Annotated in this window: 13 protein-coding genes; 6 read left to right on the forward strand and 7 right to left on the reverse strand. The window is 69.9% G+C overall.

Translation table 11 applies throughout. The annotated features are described in order from the left end of the window. The first annotated feature begins 49 nt into the window (after window positions 1-49). The 3 genes from WMF27_RS17415 to WMF27_RS17425 all read left to right on the forward strand — a co-directional run bounded on the left by WMF27_RS17415 (window position 50) and on the right by WMF27_RS17425 (window position 7,768). Complete coding sequence (locus WMF27_RS17415; RefSeq protein WP_437767753.1) at window positions 50-838, forward strand: hypothetical protein; 789 nt, start codon at window positions 50-52, stop codon at window positions 836-838. Window positions 839-947: 109 nt separating this feature from the next. Continuing rightward, window positions 948-7,034 carry an AAA family ATPase gene (locus tag WMF27_RS17420; RefSeq protein WP_437767752.1) on the forward strand — a complete coding sequence of 2,029 codons (6,087 nt, stop codon included), beginning with the start codon at window positions 948-950 and terminating at the stop codon, window positions 7,032-7,034. 29 nt (window positions 7,035-7,063) lie between these two features. After that, on the forward strand, window positions 7,064-7,768 hold the full coding sequence (locus WMF27_RS17425) for a hypothetical protein (protein WP_437767751.1): 705 nt from the start codon (window positions 7,064-7,066) through the stop codon (window positions 7,766-7,768). A gap of 63 nt (window positions 7,769-7,831) precedes the next feature. On the opposite strand, the gene WMF27_RS17430 is transcribed toward WMF27_RS17425, so the two are convergent. The 3 genes from WMF27_RS17430 to WMF27_RS17440 form a co-directional block, all read right to left on the reverse strand. Further along, entirely contained in the window at window positions 7,832-8,362 is a 531-nt protein-coding gene (locus tag WMF27_RS17430; RefSeq protein WP_437767750.1) for a hypothetical protein, read from the reverse strand. A 269-nt stretch (window positions 8,363-8,631) separates the two neighbouring features. Beyond that, window positions 8,632-8,811 carry a hypothetical protein gene (locus tag WMF27_RS17435; protein ID WP_437767749.1) on the reverse strand — a complete coding sequence of 60 codons (180 nt, stop codon included), beginning with the start codon at window positions 8,809-8,811 and terminating at the stop codon, window positions 8,632-8,634. A gap of 573 nt (window positions 8,812-9,384) precedes the next feature. Further along, on the reverse strand, window positions 9,385-9,987 hold the full coding sequence (locus WMF27_RS17440) for a hypothetical protein (protein WP_437767748.1): 603 nt from the start codon (window positions 9,985-9,987) through the stop codon (window positions 9,385-9,387). Window positions 9,988-11,007: 1,020 nt separating this feature from the next. On the opposite strand from WMF27_RS17440, the gene WMF27_RS17445 reads away from it, so the two are divergent. Then, on the forward strand, window positions 11,008-11,175 hold the full coding sequence (locus WMF27_RS17445; RefSeq protein ID WP_437767747.1) for a hypothetical protein: 168 nt from the start codon (window positions 11,008-11,010) through the stop codon (window positions 11,173-11,175). 162 nt (window positions 11,176-11,337) lie between these two features. Here WMF27_RS17445 and WMF27_RS17450 read toward each other — a convergent pair whose 3' ends face one another. From WMF27_RS17450 to WMF27_RS17465, 4 genes are all read right to left on the reverse strand, one after another. Next, window positions 11,338-12,489, reverse strand: a complete 1,152-nt coding sequence (locus tag WMF27_RS17450; RefSeq protein WP_437767746.1) for a hypothetical protein — start codon at window positions 12,487-12,489, stop codon at window positions 11,338-11,340. Window positions 12,490-12,626: 137 nt separating this feature from the next. After that, a complete protein-coding gene (locus WMF27_RS17455) occupies window positions 12,627-13,739 on the reverse strand; it encodes a hypothetical protein (RefSeq protein ID WP_437944304.1) in 1,113 nt (370 codons plus the stop codon). After that, a complete protein-coding gene (locus WMF27_RS17460) occupies window positions 13,736-15,139 on the reverse strand; it encodes an RNA polymerase sigma factor (protein ID WP_437767744.1) in 1,404 nt (467 codons plus the stop codon). The genes WMF27_RS17455 and WMF27_RS17460 overlap by 4 nt, the downstream gene beginning before the upstream one ends. Window positions 15,140-15,229: 90 nt before the next feature. Continuing rightward, window positions 15,230-15,991 (reverse strand): hypothetical protein, encoded by a 762-nt coding sequence (locus tag WMF27_RS17465; protein WP_437767743.1) that lies wholly within the window; start codon window positions 15,989-15,991, stop codon window positions 15,230-15,232. A 197-nt stretch (window positions 15,992-16,188) separates the two neighbouring features. On the opposite strand from WMF27_RS17465, the gene WMF27_RS17470 reads away from it, so the two are divergent. Next, complete coding sequence (locus WMF27_RS17470; RefSeq protein ID WP_437767742.1) at window positions 16,189-17,121, forward strand: AraC family transcriptional regulator; 933 nt, start codon at window positions 16,189-16,191, stop codon at window positions 17,119-17,121. Window positions 17,122-17,425: 304 nt separating this feature from the next. After that, window positions 17,426-18,535, forward strand: coding sequence for a PAS domain-containing protein (locus WMF27_RS17475; RefSeq protein ID WP_437944306.1), 1,110 nt, complete (start codon window positions 17,426-17,428; stop codon window positions 18,533-18,535). Window positions 18,536-18,601 lie beyond the last annotated feature (66 nt).

Here is an 18,601-nt window from a genome sequence, read left to right on the forward strand (position 1 = left end):
ACGGACGCGCTGTTGCGACCGGGAGAGTCCAATGTATCTTCCCAGGATCATGCCCTCTTTGCCCGCGCCGAACACCCCGCTTTGCGATCTCGAATTGCCCGCGCTCAGCGTGTCGGCGCGCGAGCAGCTCACGCGCCTCTGCGCGTTCCTTTATGTCGTGCGTCTTCCGGAGATCCAGACGCGCGCGCTCCTCGCGGAGTACACGCCGGAGATTCACGCCGAAGGCGTCTACTGCGCGAGCGTCGTGAGGGGAGAGCGCTCGTTCGGCGAGTGGCGTCGATGGCGCGCCCTGCGCCCCCCGCGCGACCCCGACCTGCCCGAGCTCGTGTCCGAGCTCGACCGGTTCGCGAGCCGGTGGCAACCGCGGGCGCTTTGGGCCGCCGCGAGGGTGGCCGACGCCGACGACCGCGAGGAGCTCGAGGACTACCTCGGCGCGCCCATCGAGCGCCCGAGCCGGACGTGGCGCGCCAAGGCGTGCGTCCGGTGCATCGAGCACCTCGGCGCGGTCCCGGACCCCTCGTATCGGGCCACGTGGGCCGCGCTCGTCGACGAGGGCATCCAGACCGAGCTCGCGCGGTTCCACGAGGTCCTCAAGACGGTCCAGGACTTCATCGCCACGGCGCCGATCGACGCCGACGAGATCGCCGACATCCAGGCGGCGCGCGAGGAGAGCGCCGCGTCCGTCGCAGCGTGGCTGGCCGCGCGGCGGCGCCAGTTCACGGGGCACTTCACCGAGGAGACGCTGAATCTCCTGGCGCTCGGCGAGCCCGTGCCTCCGCCGCTGCCCGAGGTGCCCCTTTCCTTGCTCGCCCGTTTCCGGCCGGCGGCGCGCGCTTAGCAAGGTTCGCGGAGGACGGAAGAGGGCCGGGGCGCCGCCCGCTCAAAGCGCTGGCGACGCCCGCCGACCATGGCAGCATGTGTCGCGCATCCCCCGCATCAGGGCTCACGTGGGCACCAATCCCGTCTCGTCCGATCACGGGTCTTCGTCCCGTTACGCCATCATCGAGACCCTCTACGAGGGCTCAGACACCCTTCTCTACCGGGGTGTGCGCGAGGACGACGGCCGTCCCGTGGTGCTCAAGGTCCTCCGGCGCGATCACGCGAGCCCTCGCGCCGCCGAGCGGCTTCGCCACGAATACGAGATCGCTCGGGCGCTCGACACAACGGCCATCGTCATGCCCCATGGGCTCGCGATGCTCGGCGAACAGCCGGCGCTCGTCCTGGAGGATTTCGGCGGCGTGTCGCTCGATCGGCTGCTCGATGGCGACGGGCCGACGCCGCTCGAGCGCTTCTTCCCCCTCGCCATCCGCCTGGCCGAGGCGCTCGCCGGGCTGCACCGGCACAACGTCGTCCACAAGGACATCAAGCCGCAGAACGTGCTCCTCAACCCCGCCACCGGCGAGGTGAAGATCACCGACCTGGGGATTGCGTCCCGGATACCCCGCGAGCTCCAGCACCTCGAGCACGTCGGGCTCATCGAGGGGACCCTGGCCTACATGGCCCCGGAACAGACAGGCCGGATGAACCGCTGGATCGACCAGCGGACCGATCTCTACTCCCTGGGCGTCGTCTTCTACGAGATGCTGACGGGCACGCTGCCGTTCCAGGCCAGCGATCCCGTCGCGTGGGTCTATTGCCACATCGCCCAGGCGCCGCGGCCGCCGCACGCGCTCGTCCCCTCGATTCCCCCGCAGCTCTCCGCGGTGGTGCTCAAGCTGCTCTCCAAGGCCGCCGAGGAGCGTTATCAGAGCGCGGCGGGCCTGCGGCACGACCTCGACGAGTGCTTCGCCCGATGGCGGGCGAGCGGCTCCATTCCGCCCTTCGCGCTCGGGGGGCGCGATCTCTCCGACCGGTTCCAGGTCCCGCAGCGGCTGTACGGGCGCGAGCGCGAGGTCACGGCGCTGCTCGCCGTGTTCGAACGCGTGGTCGCGAGCGGCCGGCCAGAGCTCGTGCTCGTGTCGGGCTACTCGGGCATCGGCAAATCGTCGCTCGTCGCCGAGCTGCACCGGCCGGTGGTGAGGGAGCGCGGCTTCTTCCTGTCCGGCAAGTTCGAGCAAGCCGCGAGGGACGTCCCCTACAGCGCCTTTCATCAGGCGTTCCGGGCGCTCTTTCAGGAGATCCTCTGCGCGAGCGAGGAGCAGGTCGAGGGCTGGAGACGGCGTTTCCGGGAGGCCCTCGGCGAGAGCGGCAGGTTGCTCGCCGACGTGCTCCCCGAGCTCACGCTGCTCCTCGGCCCGCAGCCGCCCGTGCCCGAGCTGCCGCCCGCCGAGGCCCAGAGCCGGCTTCACGCGACGCTCCAGCGCTTCGTCTCGGCATGCGCCCGGAAGGACCACCCCGTCGCGCTCTTCCTCGACGACCTGCAGTGGGCCGACGCCGGAAGCCTCCAGTTGCTCGAGCAGCTCGCCACCTACGCCGGGTCCGAGCACCTCCTGCTGATCGGCGCGTACCGCGACAACGAGGTCGGCCCCGCGCACCCGCTGCGGCTCACGCTGGCCGAGGCGCGGAAGCGCGGCGCCGCCGTCGTCGAGCTCGTCCTCGATCCGCTCTCGGCCGCCCATGTCGGGGCGCTCGTCGCCGAGACGGTCCACGCGCCGCACGCGCCGGCAGAGCAGGCCGAGCCGCTCTCGGAGCTCGTCTATGAGAAGACCGGCGGCAACCCGTTCTTCGTGCGCCAGTTCCTCATCGCGCTGCACCAGGAGGGGCTCATCACCTTCGACGCGGAGGAGGGCAGGTGGCGCTGGGACATCGCCGCGATCCGGGACAAGGAGTTCACCGACAACGTCGTCGAGCTGATGGCGGGCAAGCTGAAGCGGCTCTCGGGCCCGACGCGGGACGCGCTCACGCTCGCCGCGTGCCTCGGCAGCAGCCTGGAGCTCGACACGCTCGCGGTGGTCGCGGGCCGTCCGGCGGCGGAGCTCCACGACGCGCTCGAGGAGGCCGTGCAGGAGGGGCTGCTGCTCCGCCGGGACGGCGCCTATCGATTCCTCCACGACCGGGTGCAGCAAGCCGCAACCTCGCTCATCCCGGCGGGACAGCTCGCCGAGATGCACCTCTGTATCGGGCGGCTGCTCCTCGGGGCACGACGCGCGGAGGAGCGCGACGACGCGCTCTTCGACGTCGTCGCCCACCTCAACCGCGGCGCCGCGCTCCTGCGTTCCCAGGCGGAGCGGGACGAGGTCGCCGCGCTGAACCTCCGCGCCGGCAGGAAGGCCAAGGCGGCCGCGGCCTTCCAGTCCGCCGCCGCGCTCTTCGCGGCTGGCCTCTCGCTGCTCGCGCCGGCCTCGTGGGAGACGCGCCACGAGCTGACCTACGGCCTGACCTTCGAGCGCGCGCACATCGCGTACATCACCGGCAGCTTCGAGGAAGCCGAGGGGCGCGTGGAAGAGCTCATGGATCGCGCGAGGACACGGCACGAGACGGCCGCCGTCGTCGAGCTCGCCGTCGCGCTGAACGCCACCCGCGGGCAATACGCCCGCGCGGTGGAGATCGCGCTCTCGGGCCTCCGCGCGTGCGACGTCGATCTGCCGCTCCACCCCACCGACGCGCAGGTCGAGGAGGAGACCGAGAGCGTCTGGAAGGCCCTGGGCAATCGGGCCATCGAGGACCTGATCCACCTGCCGCCCATGACGCACCCAGGGATCGAGATCACGATGGGCGTGCTGCAGAGCGTGTCCCTCCCTGCGTTCTTCGTGGACCCGAACCTGTACCACCTCGCCGTCATGCGCATGGTCAAGCTCAGCCTGCGCCACGGCAACGCCGAGCACTCCGCCGTCGCGTACGCCGCCTTCGCGATGGTGATGAGCTCGAGGTTCGGGCGATATCAGGAGGCTTATTCGTTCGGCAGGCTCGGCTACGACCTGGCGCAGAGGAGCGGCCTGCTCACCACGAAATCGGTGGTGGTCATCCTCTTCGGACACTATGTCGTCTTCTGGACACGCCACTACCGAGAGACGTATCCAACCACGCGCGACGGCTTCACCGCCGCGGTCGAGTCCGGTGATGTGAACAACGCGTGCCTCAACTGCATCTGGGCCGCGCTGTTCCCGCTGCTCGCCGGCGAGCCGCTGGAGGACGTGCTTCACGAGGTCGAAGAGCGCCTCGGTTTCGTGCGCAGGGTCGGCCACACGTTCGCGCACAACGCCCTCCTCGGCGGCCACGCCATGATCCAGGCGCTGCGCGGGAGGCCGGTCCGCTTCTCGATGCCGGACGGGTCCGAGCTGGATCCGCCGGCCTTCGAGGCGCGGCTGGAGCAGGGGGGGCACCTGGAGGCCGCGCGCGACTTCTATTACAGCTTGAAGGCGCAGGCGCTCTTCGTGCTCGGCGCTCCCCGAGAGGCGCTCGCGGCGGCGACCCGCGCGATCGCCGAGCACCCCGCCAGGGTCGGTCCGCACGCGCTCATCGCCGAGAGCTTCTATTATCGCGCGCTCGCGCTCGCGGCCCTCTTCGACCCGCCGCAGGGCGCGGGCGAGGCGCAGCCATCCGCGCCGTGGGTGCTCCCCGAGGAGCTCCTCGAGTGCGAGCGGCAGCTCGGCGCGTGGGCCAGGAGCGGCCCCGACAACTTCCTCCACAAGCACACCCTGGTCCGCGCCGAGATCGCCCGGCTCCTGGGGCGCGAGCCGGAGGCCAGCCGGCTCTACGAGCAGGCCATCGCGGCGGCGCGCGAGGGCGGCTTCGTCCAGCATGAGGCCATCGCCTGCGAGCTCGCCGCGGAGTTCTACCGCGCGCGCGGCCTCTCGACGCCCGCCGACAGCTACCTGCGAAGCGCCCGCGCCGGCTATTTCCGCTGGGGCGCCCGCGCCAAGGTGGAGCAGCTCGATCAGCGCTACCCTCACCTCGTCGAGCGCAAGCCGATCGCCCCCACCGTCACCTTCGCCGTGCGGGCCGAGCAGTTCGACGTCCTGTCGGTGGTGAAGGCCGCGCAGAGCATCTCTGGCGAGCTCAAGCTCTCGCGGCTGCTCGAGGTGCTGCTTCGCATCGTGGTCGAGCACGCGGGCGCCGAGGAGGGCTGTGTCCTCCTGGCCCGGGAGGAGCAGCTCTGGCTCGCGGCGATCGAGGCGCCGGGGGGCGCGGTGCGGCTGCTGGACGCGGGCGAGGCGCCTTCGGCCGCGTTGCCGCAGTCGGTCCTCAACTATGTTCGCCGGAGCCACGAGCGCGTGCTGCTCGACGACGCCGCCGGCCGGCACCCCTTCGTGGAGGATGAGTATTTCCGGCGCAAGCGCGCGAGATCGGTGCTGTGCCTCCCGATCGTGCGCCAGGCTCGGCTCATCGGCCTGCTCTACCTGGAAAACAACCTCGCCACCGGGGCGTTCACGCCCGGGCGGCTCAGCGTCGTCGAGCTGCTCGCCTCGCAGTCGGCGTTCTCGCTGGAGAACGCGATGCTCTATGCCGAGGTGGAGCAGGAGAACGCCGAGCGGCGGCGGGCGGAACAGGCGCTCAAGGCCAATCAGAAGATGCTCCAGGCCATCGTCGACAACTCGGCGGCGAGCGTCTACGTCAAGGATCGAGAGGGCCGGTTTTTGCTCGCCAACCGGCAGGTCGGCGCCCTCCTGGGCGTGCCGAGCGAGCAGCTCCTCGGGAGGACCGACGCCGACCTCTTCCCGGCTCCCTTCGCCGAGATGGTCCGCGAGCACGAGCGGAAGGTGCTAGAGACGGGCGCGCCGATGGAGTGGGAGGAGACGGTGCCGCTGGAGGACGGGCTGCACACGTTCCTGTCGATCAAATTCCCTCTCGGCGAGGGGGTGATGCCCGGCGTGCTCTGCGGCATCTCCACCGACATCACCGAGCGCAAGCGGGCCGAGCAGGCCGAGCGCTTCCTGGCCGAGGCGAGCCGCAAGCTGATGACGCTGGGGTACGGCGCGACCTTCGAGAGCGTGGCGCAGCTCCCGGTGCCCGAGCTCTCGGATCAGTGTGTCGTCGAGGTGCTCTCGGCGGACAGGACAGCGGGCCCGACGGTCGTCGCAGGGGTGCCCGGCGAGCAGCTGGAAGCGCTGAAGGACGCGCTGCGCGCGCTGGCAGGAGCGCCGCCGGCCGGATCCGAGGGGGTCGATGGCCGCGCCGAGCCGCTGGTGCAGCAGGTGCGTTCGCTCGACCCGCGGGTCAGGCCGCCCTGGGAGCGGCTCGGCGTCCACGCGTTCCTGCGGGTTCCGCTGCTCGCGCGCGACCGGTACTTCGGCGTCATGACCCTGCTGGCGACGGCGCCCGAGCGCCGCTGTGGCCCCGCCGACCTGCGGCTGGCCGAGGAGCTGGGGCGCCGCGCGGCGCTCGTGCTCGACAATATCCGCCTCTACACCGAGGCCCAGGAGGCCATCGAGCGGCGGGACGAGTTCCTCGTCGTCGCGTCTCACGAGCTCAAGACCCCGCTGACCTCGATGCAGATGCAGGTGCAGGCGGCCGAGCGCCTGCTGCGCCGCCGCTCGCTCGCGGGCGTTCCCCCGGAGCGGATCGAGGCGATGTTCCGTATCCTCGGCCGCCAGACGTCGCGGCTCGGGCGCCTGGTCGACGAGCTGCTCGACGTCACGAGGATGAACGCCGGGCGGCTGACGCTCACGCGGGCGCCGGTCGATCTGGCGGCGCTGGTGCGTGAGGTCGTCGAGCGGATGCGCCCCCAGCTCGCGGACGCCCGCTGCCCGACGCAGCTGGATCTGGGAGCGCCCGTGGTCGGGCACTGGGATCCGGATCGCCTGGAGCAGGTCGTCGTCAACCTCCTGTCGAACGCGGTGAAGTACGGCGCAGGCGGGCCTATTTTCATCGGCGTGCGGCGGCAGGCGGATCGCGCGCAATTCATGATCCGGGACGAGGGGATCGGGATCGCGGAGGCCGATCAGGGCAGGATCTTCGAGCGCTTCGAGCGCGCTGTGTCGGTGCGCAACTTCGGCGGCATCGGGCTCGGGCTCTACATCGCACGCTCGATCGTGGCGTCGCACGGCGGATCCATCCGGGTGCAGAGCAAGCCGGGCGCCGGCGCGACGTTCGTGGTGGAGCTGCCCCTGAGCCCACCGGAGAGCGCCGTGCCGCATCCAGGGGCCGGAGAATAGGCAGACGTGGCTCCGGGAGCGCGGTCGACGTGAAGCGCGGTGTCACGGCGGTGCTCGGCACGAAGGAGCAGGTGAAGGCCGTGCGCGAGCACCTGCCCAGGATCGCGGTCGACGAGCTCCTGGAGCTGCCGGACCTCGCGCGGGCGCTCCTGTTCGCCGCGCGCGAGGCGCTGCCCCGGGCGGCGGGCCCGAAGGAGATCGACAAGGCGCTGAAGGAGATCGGCGGGCCGCGCGAGGATCTCCTGACCCAGGCGGAGCTCTTCGCCCGGCGTGGCCTCCTCGACAGGGAGCGTGTCGCGCAGATCCGGGCCGGCTCGGGGAAATACGATATGGCGCGGGACGGGATGGAGCTCGCGGCGCTGTTCACGGAGCACGCGGCCGCGCTCAAGGGGCTCCACCCGTTCACGAGGGAGGAGATCGACAAGCTCCGGCGGACGAGCGAGTGGCTGCTCGAGAACCTGACCCCGGCCGGAGCCCGGGTGGAGGTCAAGAAGAAGGAAAAGACAGCGGCCGAGGACGCGAGAGATCGGCTGTGGACGCTGCTCCTGCGGCGGCACCCGGCGCTCCGGAAGGTGGGTTACTACCTTCACGGCGACGATTTCGAGTCGGTCACGCCGCGCCTGCTCTCGCGGGCCGCCTCCGGGCAAGCCGTCGAGGAGGCGCTGGAGGAGGAGCCCGAGGCGATCGCGAGCGACGCGAGGGGAGATGGGGAGGGAGAGGGAGCGGCGCCCTGAGCCCCGCGCCGCGACCGGCCTGAGCGAGCGCGACAAGGCGAGCGGCGTCCCTGGCGCGGCCGATCAGAGCTGCCCGTACTCACGGATCCGGTCGCGCCTTTCTTCCTTGTCTCCTTCGTCGGGCTCCAGATCGACGACGATCCCGAGGCGCGGTTCGACGTAGGCCGCCCAGAGGATTCCATGTCCGGGAACGCTGATCCAGGCATTCATCTCCGTAATCGACAAGAGCCCGTCGATGCTTCGTTCGAAGATTCTCATGTCCCTGAATCGTGGCCCGAGCGTGAGTCCGATCTGGGTGTCGAGATTGAAGGAGTTGACGTCTGCACCGAGGAACAGGTCGACGTGTGTGGTCCGGATAAGGGTCCCCTGGGGCCTCAAGGTCGTGGTGAACACGGGAAGAACGGCGCCGATCAATTGGTAGAACTGAAGGCTCGTGGCCGCGCTCGCCCGGAACCGTCCGGCCTCGAACGTGCCGTGGATCCCCAATTTCTCGTCCTCGATCGTCGACATGTTCTCCTTGCCCACGCCGACGCCGATGAAGTACCCGATATTGAGCACCCGGGTGGGACTCGCGGTCTGCCCGAAGCTCACCATGACCGAATGGACAGCCCCCGGAGCCGTTCGGCCGCCGTACGTGACTCCGAGCCTTGCGAGATGGGGGAGCTTTGTCTGAACGATACCGTTGAGACGGAGGCCGTCCCAATGGAATTTCTCTGGGGGCCCTGGCTCTTGCGCTGATGCCGGAGCGGCGAGGGTGAATGCTGCAAGACCTGACAGCGCGCGCAAGAATGGCGGCCCTCGCCCGTTCGGCCAGCGGGTCGATGGCTCCCACGAGATGAACGGTGGCTCGAGATGGGTTCGAGTCATTCGGTCTGCATGCGGGCGATACACTCGGGGTTCTTTACGAGTTCGTCGATGTCGATGTCGCCGTACTCGTCTTTGGTCATATAGGCGCTTTCCATTGCGTTGATTCCGCGGACGTCGCTCGTGACGTCTGGCAGCGATGCGCTTTCGAAGCGTCTTAGAACGGCGGAGTAGGTCAAAATTGCTCTCTCGCCAATTCTCGAATGCTCAACACGGATTCGCAGTCGATCGTGGCGTTGCCCAGTATTTCCTCGTACGCACTGAATTGCCACCTGAAGTCCCTGCAGCTCTCGGCCATCCTGTTGAGCTCCGTCGCTCGCGATGCGATGTCGCATTGCTCTGAAAGCGCTGGCTCAGGTGGAGGTGTGGGACTGCCTTGGCCAGCATGGGGCTTTCCCTCTCTCTTCTGGTGTTGGTGGTCGCGGCGCTGGAGGGTCTCTTCGCAGCTGACCAACCTCCTCCGGGTGACGCTCAGAGCTGACCGGACATCGGAGTCGTTATTCCTGGCGGCGTCCTGGTGCGATTGATGTTGATCGTCGCTCCCCGCCGAGGCGCGTCCCAGATTGTATGCTGCCGCCGACGCGGCGATCGCGACGACCCCAAACCCAAGCCATCTTGTCGGTTTCGATGATCTTTCCATGCGTCGAACGTCGCGGATTGAAATTTTAACGGCACTCGCGGAATGGCGGACCTAACCTGTTCGGCCGACGGGGCGATGGTTTCGGCGACCTGAACGGAGGAGTGTATTCGAGTTATTCGGCCTGCATGCGGGCAATGCACGCTGGGTTATTTACCAGCTTGTTCATGTCGACGTCGCCGTACTTGCTGCTGATTGTGTAAGCCTCTTCTATCGCGCCGGCGGCGAGAAGGTTGCTCGTCGCGTCCTGGGTTCCGGGCTCCTCGTTGATTCTTGTGATGAGAGCGCAAATCTGGCGCTGTCTCCGGGCAAGGTCTCGAATGCTCAAGACGGTTTCACAGCTGACGGTGCTGCTCCCCAGGATTGCCTTGTATGCATCGAAATGTCTTCTAAGGTTCCTGCACTGCGCGCCCGTTATATTCAGATCCTGCGCTTGCATCGCGATGATGCATCGCTTCGAGAGCCCTCGCTCAGGTGAAGGTGTGGGGTTGCCGTCACTGCTGTTGTAGGGCTCCCTCGCTCCCTCGTGAGGGTGGTCGTCGCGACGCTGGCGGGTCTCTTCGCAGATGGCCAACCTTTGCTGGGTGGCGCTCAGAGTTGACCGAAGATCGGGTTTGTTCTTTCTGACGTTCTGGCGCGTCTGAGGCCGGTTGTCGCTCGTCGCCGAGATGATTCCCAGGTTGTACGCTGCCAAGGCGGCGACGGCGACGAACCCCAATCCAATCCATGTTGTCGGTTTCGGTGACATTTTTATCTGACGAGCCTTGCGGATTGATGGCGATTGTCGTCGGAGCCGCAGCTGGTGAGGTGTGGATGAGTCTCCGGGTGCTGTGAGCTAGAGCGACAAAACGGGTTGAAACCCCGAGAAAAAGCAGGAATTTCACAGGGAGGCGAGGAGGCGGGGAGCGAGAGACGGCGAGAAGGAGAGATTCTTTTTTTTTCTTCCTCCCCGCCTCCTCGCCTCCCTGTGAAATTCTCCGGGTTTCAACATGATTGGTGTTCTAGTAGTAGCAGGGGCCATCTTGGTCGGCGTTATCCCGACATCCTGCGGGGCGATGATTAGCGAGGGGCCGCTGACGGGTTGCGATGACTCGCGCCATTCATAGCATGTATTCGTGGCTAGTATGAGGAGGAATCGGTCTTGTAGCAGCAGCGCGTTCTCGCAGTAGATTGGCTGAGGCCGGACGGTCTCTTGTGCACACAGCGCTTGGCACTCGGGGGATGGATCCATGCACGTCGGTCTTGGTTCTCTATCGAGGATCGTGCATCCAGCTTGAGATAGTACCGTCGCGGAGATGAGCTGGGTGAGGCCGAGGCGGGTCGTTCTTGGACGACGAGTTGCTGCGGTCATAGGCTCTTGCTCCCAGGGGCATCTGATGGTGTCTTGCGTTTGCCTCAAGAAGCAGTCAGGAGGATGCAGGAAAGGCTGTCGTTCTTCGATGAATCCGTGTGTATGGCTGCGGCCAGACGTCGCGAGCGAGCGCGTCGAGCTCGCCAAGGCATGTGCGCGATGTCCAGGACGTCGGGAGCAAGCGATGACTCGCGCGGCCGGTCGCGGACAATCTCGCTTCGCTTTCAGGGGATCGATGGGGGGCCAATCGGTTCGCGCGGTCACGCCGCGAACGCTCGCTGGCAGCGCACCCATTCCGTGGCGCACAGCCGCCCCTCGGACGTCCGGGCCTGCACCGCCATGTAGCGGCTTCGGGCCGAGGGACGCCGCACGCTCGCGGGGTCGATCATGGCGTTCTGGGTGCGTGAGCCGGTGGGGCCGGTGGTCGGCTCGGGGCCGCTCGCAGGCGCCCTGGGCGCGGCCCTCCGCGACGAGGAGCGCGGAGAGCTCGCGGATCGGGTGAGCTGCTCTGCCGAGCGCGAGGCGATGATCGTCTGTTCTTCTCGCGGGCCCTAGAGCGACAAACGGGTTGAAACCCCGAGAAAAAGCGGGAATTTCACAGGGAGGCGAGGAGGCGGGGAGCGAGAGACGGCGAGAAGAAGATTTTTTCTCTCTCTCTTCCTCCCCGCCTCCTCGCCTCCCTGTGAAAATTCTCCGGGTTTCAACATGATTGGTGTCCTAGGCCTGGCAGCAGAAGGTCGACGGCTCGGCCGGCAGCAGCTCGCCGGTGGGCTCGCCGCCGCTCGGGGCGCAGCCGCCGGGGTCCACGGCCACGACCTCCGCCGACTTGCTGCCGAGGGCGACGCCGGGCGGCGTGACCCCGCAGAACGGCGTCGTCGAGCTCACGACGGCGGACACGAGCAGGTCCGCGCACGCGCCGTCGCTGTAGACCGACGCCATGACGGTGCACGACGCGCCCTCCAGCGCCCCGCAGCCGCACTCGGAGCAGCCGCGCGTGTCCTCGGCGCCGCCGTAGAAGACGTGCCTGTCGAGGTACGGCGCGTCGCACGTCACGTCGCCCTCGTGAAAGATGCACGTCAGGAAGCCGCCGGGCGGCGGGACCCCGGGCTGGTCCGGCGACGGCATGCAGGTGCTCCGGTCGCCCAGGCACTCGGTGTAGGCGCCGGGCACGCAGGCGAGCGCCCGGGTCAGCCAGGGATCGAGGAGCGCCGGCGGCGGAGGCTCGTCGACCCTCGGCGTGCAGGAGACGGTGACCAGCGCGACCGGCGCGTCGATCGAGATCGACTGCACGCACGGCTTCCCGCCGCAGTCCTGGCCGGCGGGGATCGCGTTCGCGGCGGTGCAGGCACCGTCCCAGCCGTCGGGCCCGGCGAAGGTGGTCGCGACGCTGCCGGGGTCGCCAGCACACGTCGTTCCCGTCGCCGTGTGCGCCGACCAGCCCAGCGGCAGCTGGCACGAGGCCGTCGCCGCGTCAGGCGGATCGCACAGGCAGGCCGCGCAGGCGAGCGGCGCGGGCGCCAGGTCGGCGAACCCCTCGTAGCCGATGTTCGGCGCGGCGGCGGGGCAGTCCGGCACCTGGTCCCGCGGGCCGAACCAGAGGAGCGCCGGGCCAAACCAGCCGAGCGGCGCCGGTGGGACGCAATCGCCGGCGCAGGCGGTCTCGTCGCCGCCGCCGGCCCCGCCGCTGCCGCCGGCCCCGCCGCCGCCCCCACCACCCTCGCCGCCGGCCCCGCCGCCGCCCTCCTCGGGCCACGGGCAACCTGGGTTGCCGTACTCCTGAGGCTGACAGGGACCGATGACGGTCGGATCTTCTTCGGCACAGCCAGGCAAGAAGAGGGATCCTACGAGCAGGAGGAAGAGGGTTCGCATGCCGGACAAGATACGTAGAGATGGCCCGCGCTCACAACGGGCAGCTTTCATGAGAGAATCGATTGCACTGAGCATTATGGTTTCCTTTTGAAATTTCTCACGTCGTCGGCGAGGAGAGCCGGGCTCCACGAGGTCGTTCAGTACGTCGCCGTGACACCGAGTCCGAGGGCCGCGCCGACCGGAGGTGAGGACCACGTGACGGATCCAGCGGTATCGCGCCGCTGGCCCCGGCGCCGGAGCACCGTGTCATCCACGATCGCGCTGGCCTCGGCGTATCCGTGCGCGCTCCACCTGTCCGAGAGGGCCCAGGCGCTGCCAAGCCGCGCTCCAACGCTGAACAGACGGTTGTCGCGCACCGTCATGTCCCACGGATGCCGGGGCACGAACCGGACGAAACCGACGGTCGCGACCCCGCAGCCGAACAGATGGCTGTCGCGTAGGCAGCCCACACCAGCCGCTGTGAGGGCCCTCGTGCTGATGGTCATGTCTTCCACCTCCTGCGCCAGGGAGAAGAGCCCGCGCCCCTCCACCGCGATCGACCATCCGGACCGGCGAACGCCCACGGCCAGCGTCATCCCGGCCGCGGCCCCCGGCGTGATCCCCAGGCCGAGGGTCGCCCCGAACCCCGCTTCGAGCCGCAGCGGCTCCGGCGGGGTCGGCGCGGCCTTCGGCGGGGTCGGCACCGGTAACCTCTCGGCCCGGCGCGCTGGCTCCGGCGGCGGCGAGGGCGGCCATGGGCGCTCGGACGGCGGAGAAACCTCGGCCGGCGGGTGAGCCCGCTCCGGCGTGGTCAGGATACGCGCCACGATCGCGAGGGCCACGCCGGAGAGCAGCTCCGCGCAGCCGCTCCGGGTGCTGAACCCCTCGGCCCAGGCCGTATCGCCCGCGCCCTCGCCCTCGCGCAGGGCCATCGAGGCCGTGAGCTCCGGCCCCTCCCGCGCGATGCTGAGCGTGAGCACCCGCGGCGCGTCGTCCTGGAACGGATCGCCGCCGAGCCCGCGCGCCACCTCCGCGCGCAGGAGCGCCTCGCCGGCGCAGCCCTCGGCGCCGGGGCCCCGCACGACCTCCAGCCGCATCGCAGCCTGCGGCAGATCCGGCGCGGCGTGCCCCTCCGCGACACGGAGCAGGACCATGGCCGCCGTGGCCGCCGCGACGGCGGCGCGCGCCGGCCACCTCGCGCCCCCGCGCGGACCGATGCCGCACCGGGCCAGGCGCGCGCCGAACCTCGGTCTGCCGCAGGGCCCGCTCATCGCGACGGCTCGCTCCCCGTCGCGCCCTGCTCCGGGGCGGCGACGCGCGCCAGGGCGACCGTGCGAAGCCGCTCCCGCACGTTCTTCAGCTGGCCCCCGGGGAACCGCTGCTCGTGCACGGCGATCTGCCGGAGCGCCCCGGCGGGATCACCGGCGGTGAGGCGCTCTCGCGCCGCGGTGAGCAGCCGCAGCTCCTCCGCGAACGTGTCATCGCGCTCGCTGGCCTCCCTGGCCCGTGGCACCGCCCGGGGAGCAGCAGGGCACGGGCGGTGGGGCGTCTCGATCACCGGGGCGCCGGGCCCCGGCTCCGACGCCTGCTGCGGCGGGGTCGCTGCCAGGCAGGCGGTGCGCGCGGGCAGCAGCTCGGGCAGCACGGGCGCGAAGCGGCGAGCCCAGAGGGCCGGCGGCGGCGCGAGGGCGAGCAGCACGGCGACCGTTCCGGCGACGCCCGCCGCGGCCGACCCGAGGGCGAGGGCGATCCGGCCAGGCCTCCGTGGCAGGGTCGCGGTGGCAGGCGAACGCGGCGGGGGTGCCGGCGGTCCGGACGGAGCCGGCGGCGCAGGCGCTGCCGGCGGGGCTGCCGGCGGTGCGGGTGCCGCAAGCGGCGCAGGCGCTGTCAGCGGGGCTGCCGGCGGTGCGGGTGACGCAGGCGGCGCAGGCGCCGGCGGCGGTGCCGCCTGCGCCGAGGTGCTCGCGCCGCCGTCGCCCACCAGAAACTCCGACGCCAGCGGGAACGGGAGCCAGCACGCGCGCAGCGCCTCCCGCTGGTCCGGGCGGAGCCGCGCGACGGCGGCGCGGTAGTCCTCACGGGCCAGGCGCAGCCGGTTCGCGGCCGTGTTGTAGTTGATGCCGAGCTCGCGCGCGATCTCGACGATCGGCACATCGCAGGCCTCGTGCAGGACGAGCAGGACCCGCCGCTCGGGGGCGATCGTGCTCAGCACGTCGATCGCGAGCTCCAGCCGCTCCCGCTCCACGACGCGCTGCTCGCTGCTCGGCGCGGGATCGACGGCCTGGCCGCGCGGCGCGGGGTGCAAGCCGTCCGGCACCTCGCGGCGGCGGTAGGCGCGTTCCAGGTGCTTGCTGACCTTCCGCCACGCGATCCCGAAGAGCCATCGGGCTTCCGCGGTGCCGCGCGGGCGCCGGCCATCCCGCTGCGGCGGATCGACCGCCGAGTCGGCCTCGCGCGGAGGCGGCGGCGAGGCGGAGGCGGGGTAGTCGGGATCGAACCGATCCAGGCTCTCGTACGCCGCAAGGAGGACGTCCTGGACCAGGTCGTCGATGTCGGGCGCGGCGACCCCCAGGAGCCGGAGCGAGCGCGGGAGCGTCTCAAGCGCTGCGGTGTGAACGGAATTCCATGTAGCGGTGCGGGTGGCGTCCGCGGGAGGAACGTGGGTGCTCATACCCAGAATTGCGGGGAGCTCTTCGGGGTTGTTTGGAAAACGCACGGCCCGGCGCACGGGACGGAGGCGCTCCTGCGGCGCGCGTCGCGCTCACGACAGGCTGCGGCTGTCCGGCGGGATCCGCGCCGAGTGGGGCGAGATCGTCTCCATGTGGGCCAGCACCTCGGCCTGACCCCAGCGCTCGAGCGCGTCCATCTCCGCCGGGCCGAGCAGCCGCCGGATCGCGCCCCAGGTGCGCTCGAACTCGAGCGCGACCAGGTGCTGCGATAGCCCGGTGAGGGGGCTCAGGTCGGCGTCGTCGGCGCGGTACGCCGCGTAGGCCTCGGCGTCCCATCCCTCCAGCGGGAGCGCTTCCGCCTCGTCGATGCGCCGATCCAGCGCGTCCTCGGCCTCCGCCCACGCTCGGGCGATCTGGAAGAGCTTGGTGATCTTGTCGAGCGGCAGGCCGAAGCGCGCGACGCGGTGCTCCTTGCGGCGCGACAGCCATATGACGAGCACCTGCCACATGGTCCGCCAGTCCGGCAGCCGGTCGAGGACGAAGTAGCGCTCCTCGATCCACGCGCGGATCTGCGCCGCGGCCGCCGTGCCCTGGGTGCGCTCCACGTCGGCGAGGAACGCCGCGATGTGCACCGCGATCATGGCTTCGTAGTCCCGCTCCTCGTCGTCCAGCGCCTCGATCGCGATCTCCGCCCGGACGCAGCGGCGCGCGGCCGCCTTCACCGCCTCGACGCCGTCGATGCGAAGCCCGAGATCGGGCCAGAAAGGCGTCACCCTGTCCAGGCTGAGGAGCCGGACAGCGTGCGTGTAAGCGTAGGACACATCGAGGTCGAGGAGATCGAGGGTGGGGGTCATCGGCAGCGCGGCTCGGGTTGGTCTGGAGCGGCCAGCGTAGCCGCGCCGGGGGTGAGCGGGTAGGTCGCCCCGACCTCGGAGCGCCGGAGCGCGCCTCTCCGGCCGGGGCCGTTCTAGAATGCGGCCATGCGATTCGAAGGCCCGCGCGCTCCGGGCAAGCCGCTCGCAGTCGCGATCGCCGCCTCGCGGAGGTCGTCGTGACGGAGTCCGCCCACCGGTCCGAGATCGAGCGCGCGCTCCGCTTCATCGCCGCGAACCTCGAGAGGCCCATCACGGTCGCGGACGTCGCGCGCGCGGCGCGCCTCAGCGAGTTCCATTTCCACCGGGTCTTCCACGCGGCGGTCGGCGAGCCGATCGGGCGGTTCATCACCCGGAGGCGGCTCGAGCAGTCGGCGCTGCGGCTCGCGTACGAGCCGGACCGAAGCATCATGGATGTGGCGCTCTCGTCCGGGTACTCGTCCGCGTCGAACTTCTCGAAGGCGTTCGCGGCGCACTTCGGCTGCAGCCCGTCGCAGGTGCGGAGCCCGGAGCGCGGCCTCCCCGTCGCGATCGGGAAGCTGACGTCGCTCTACGGAAAGGACTTTCGGCCGGAAAAGCTCTATACGCTCCCGCCCGAGCGCGCGGTCGACGAGCGGCGCCTCGAGGCGGCGGCGTGGAGCGCGCGGGTCCGATTCGAGACCACGAGCGGGCTCGACTTCGCATGCCTCGCCAGCCCGAGCGGGTACGACGTCCCGGCCCTCGAGCGCCTCTGGTCGGACCTCATCGCTGCCGCCCGGCAGCTCGGGCTCTGCGAAGACACCGTGGATGCCTGGGGTATACCGCACGACAGCCCGCAGATCACGGCCCCCGAGCTGTGCCGATACCACGCCTGCGTGCCCTGTCCGGAGGCCGTCCCGCTGCCGCCCCCGCTCTTCCGCGGCCGGATGAGCGAGGGCCGCTACGCCGTCTTCCGCTATGCCGGCGAGGTGTCCGGGATTTCAGAGGCATATCGCAGCATCTATTCGTGCTGGTTCAGGGAGAGCAGCCTCGCGCCCGACGACTTCACCTCCCACGAGCACTACGTCACCGACGAGCCGAAGGACGGCCGCGTGGACCTCGAGCTCTGGTTCAAGGTGCGGCCGCGCCGCTGACCGCGGCAATGCAGGAGAGCTCATCCACGACCCCGGAGATGCGACGCGCGCGCTCCTGCCGTCGATGCTCCTTCGCCGCGCGGGCGTCGTGACCGTCTCGTCGACGCTCGGGATCGTCGCGTCGCGACGCGATGCGTTGTCCATCGCACCAACATCATCCTGTTGCGAGCCCGGCTTCCCAACAGCGATGCGCTTCTGTTACAAGCCATCTTGTTGTGGGGGGACATACGGGAGGGAGACGATGGCGAGCGAAATGGACGCTACTTCAGCGCTGCTGCATACATTTCTTGCAACCTGTCCAGAGATGCTCTTCATCGTGGGGATCGATGGGGATGTGCTGCACGCGAGCGGCGCGCTCCGTCAGGCGCTGGGGGCCGGGATAGCGCATGGCAATTCGCTCACGGCGCTCGTCCATGCGGAGGATCGCGCCGACTTCGCCGCTGCGTGGAGCCGGCTGAAGGAGCAGACAGAGCCGGTGCAGGTCGATGTGCGCCTGATGGACGCCCAGGGCGCTTACCGGCGTCTGACGTGCAACGCGCGCCGGGCGCCCGAAGGGGGCACGATCCACGGGTCGCTGCGGCAGGCCGACGCCGACGGCAAGCGCAGCCCTGCAGAGCCGGGCCTCAAGGAGCGGCTCCTCGACGGGCTGGCAGACAACCTCCAGGTCGTCCTCTGGGCGATCGACACCGAGGGGACCGTCATCTACCACGACGGCAAGGGGCTCGACGCCGCCGGGCTCGCGCGGGGCGAGCTCCTCGGGAAGAACCTGCTCGAGCTCTATCCCGAGAAAGACCGCCTCATCTTGCGGGGAGCGCTCGCCGGCGCGATGGCCCATGACCACAACACGGCGCACGGCGTCCACTGGGAGAGCTGGGTCGTCCCCGTGCTCAACGGGCGCGACGAGGTCGACGCGGTGCTCGGGTTCTCGCTCGACGTCACCGCGGTGAAGCGCACGCAGGAAGAGCTGCGGGCCAGGCTCTCTCAGATCGAGAAGCAGCAGGAGGTGATCCGCAACCTCTCCACGCCGATCATCGAGGTGTGGAACGGCGTGCTGACGCTCCCCATGATCGGCGTGGTCGACAGCATGCGGACGGCCGAGGTGATGGATGCGCTGCTCGCGCGCATCATGGAAAAACAAGCCCATTTCGCGATCCTCGATCTGACCGGGGTCGACATGGTGGACACGAAGGTGGCGAGCCACCTCATCGAGCTCGTGGCGGCGATCCGCCTGCTCGGCGCCGAAGGCATCGTCGCCGGCATCAAGCCGAACGTCGCGCAGACGATGGTCGCGCTGGGGCTCGATCTCTCGACGATCTCGACGCAGCGCGATCTGCGGGCTGCCCTGAGCTACTGTATCCGGCGCATGGCGCCGCAGCCGCCTCAGGAGAAGCGCGACAGCGTGACCGCCAGCTGACGATTCCCGCGCGCGGCTCCAGCGCCGCTCGGGCTCGCTCCGGCACCGGAGAGCGCCTCCGGCGCG

Source organism: Sorangium sp. So ce281, assembly GCF_051527395.1.
GTDB classification, from domain to species: domain Bacteria; phylum Myxococcota_A; class Polyangia; order Polyangiales; family Polyangiaceae; genus Sorangium; species Sorangium cellulosum_B.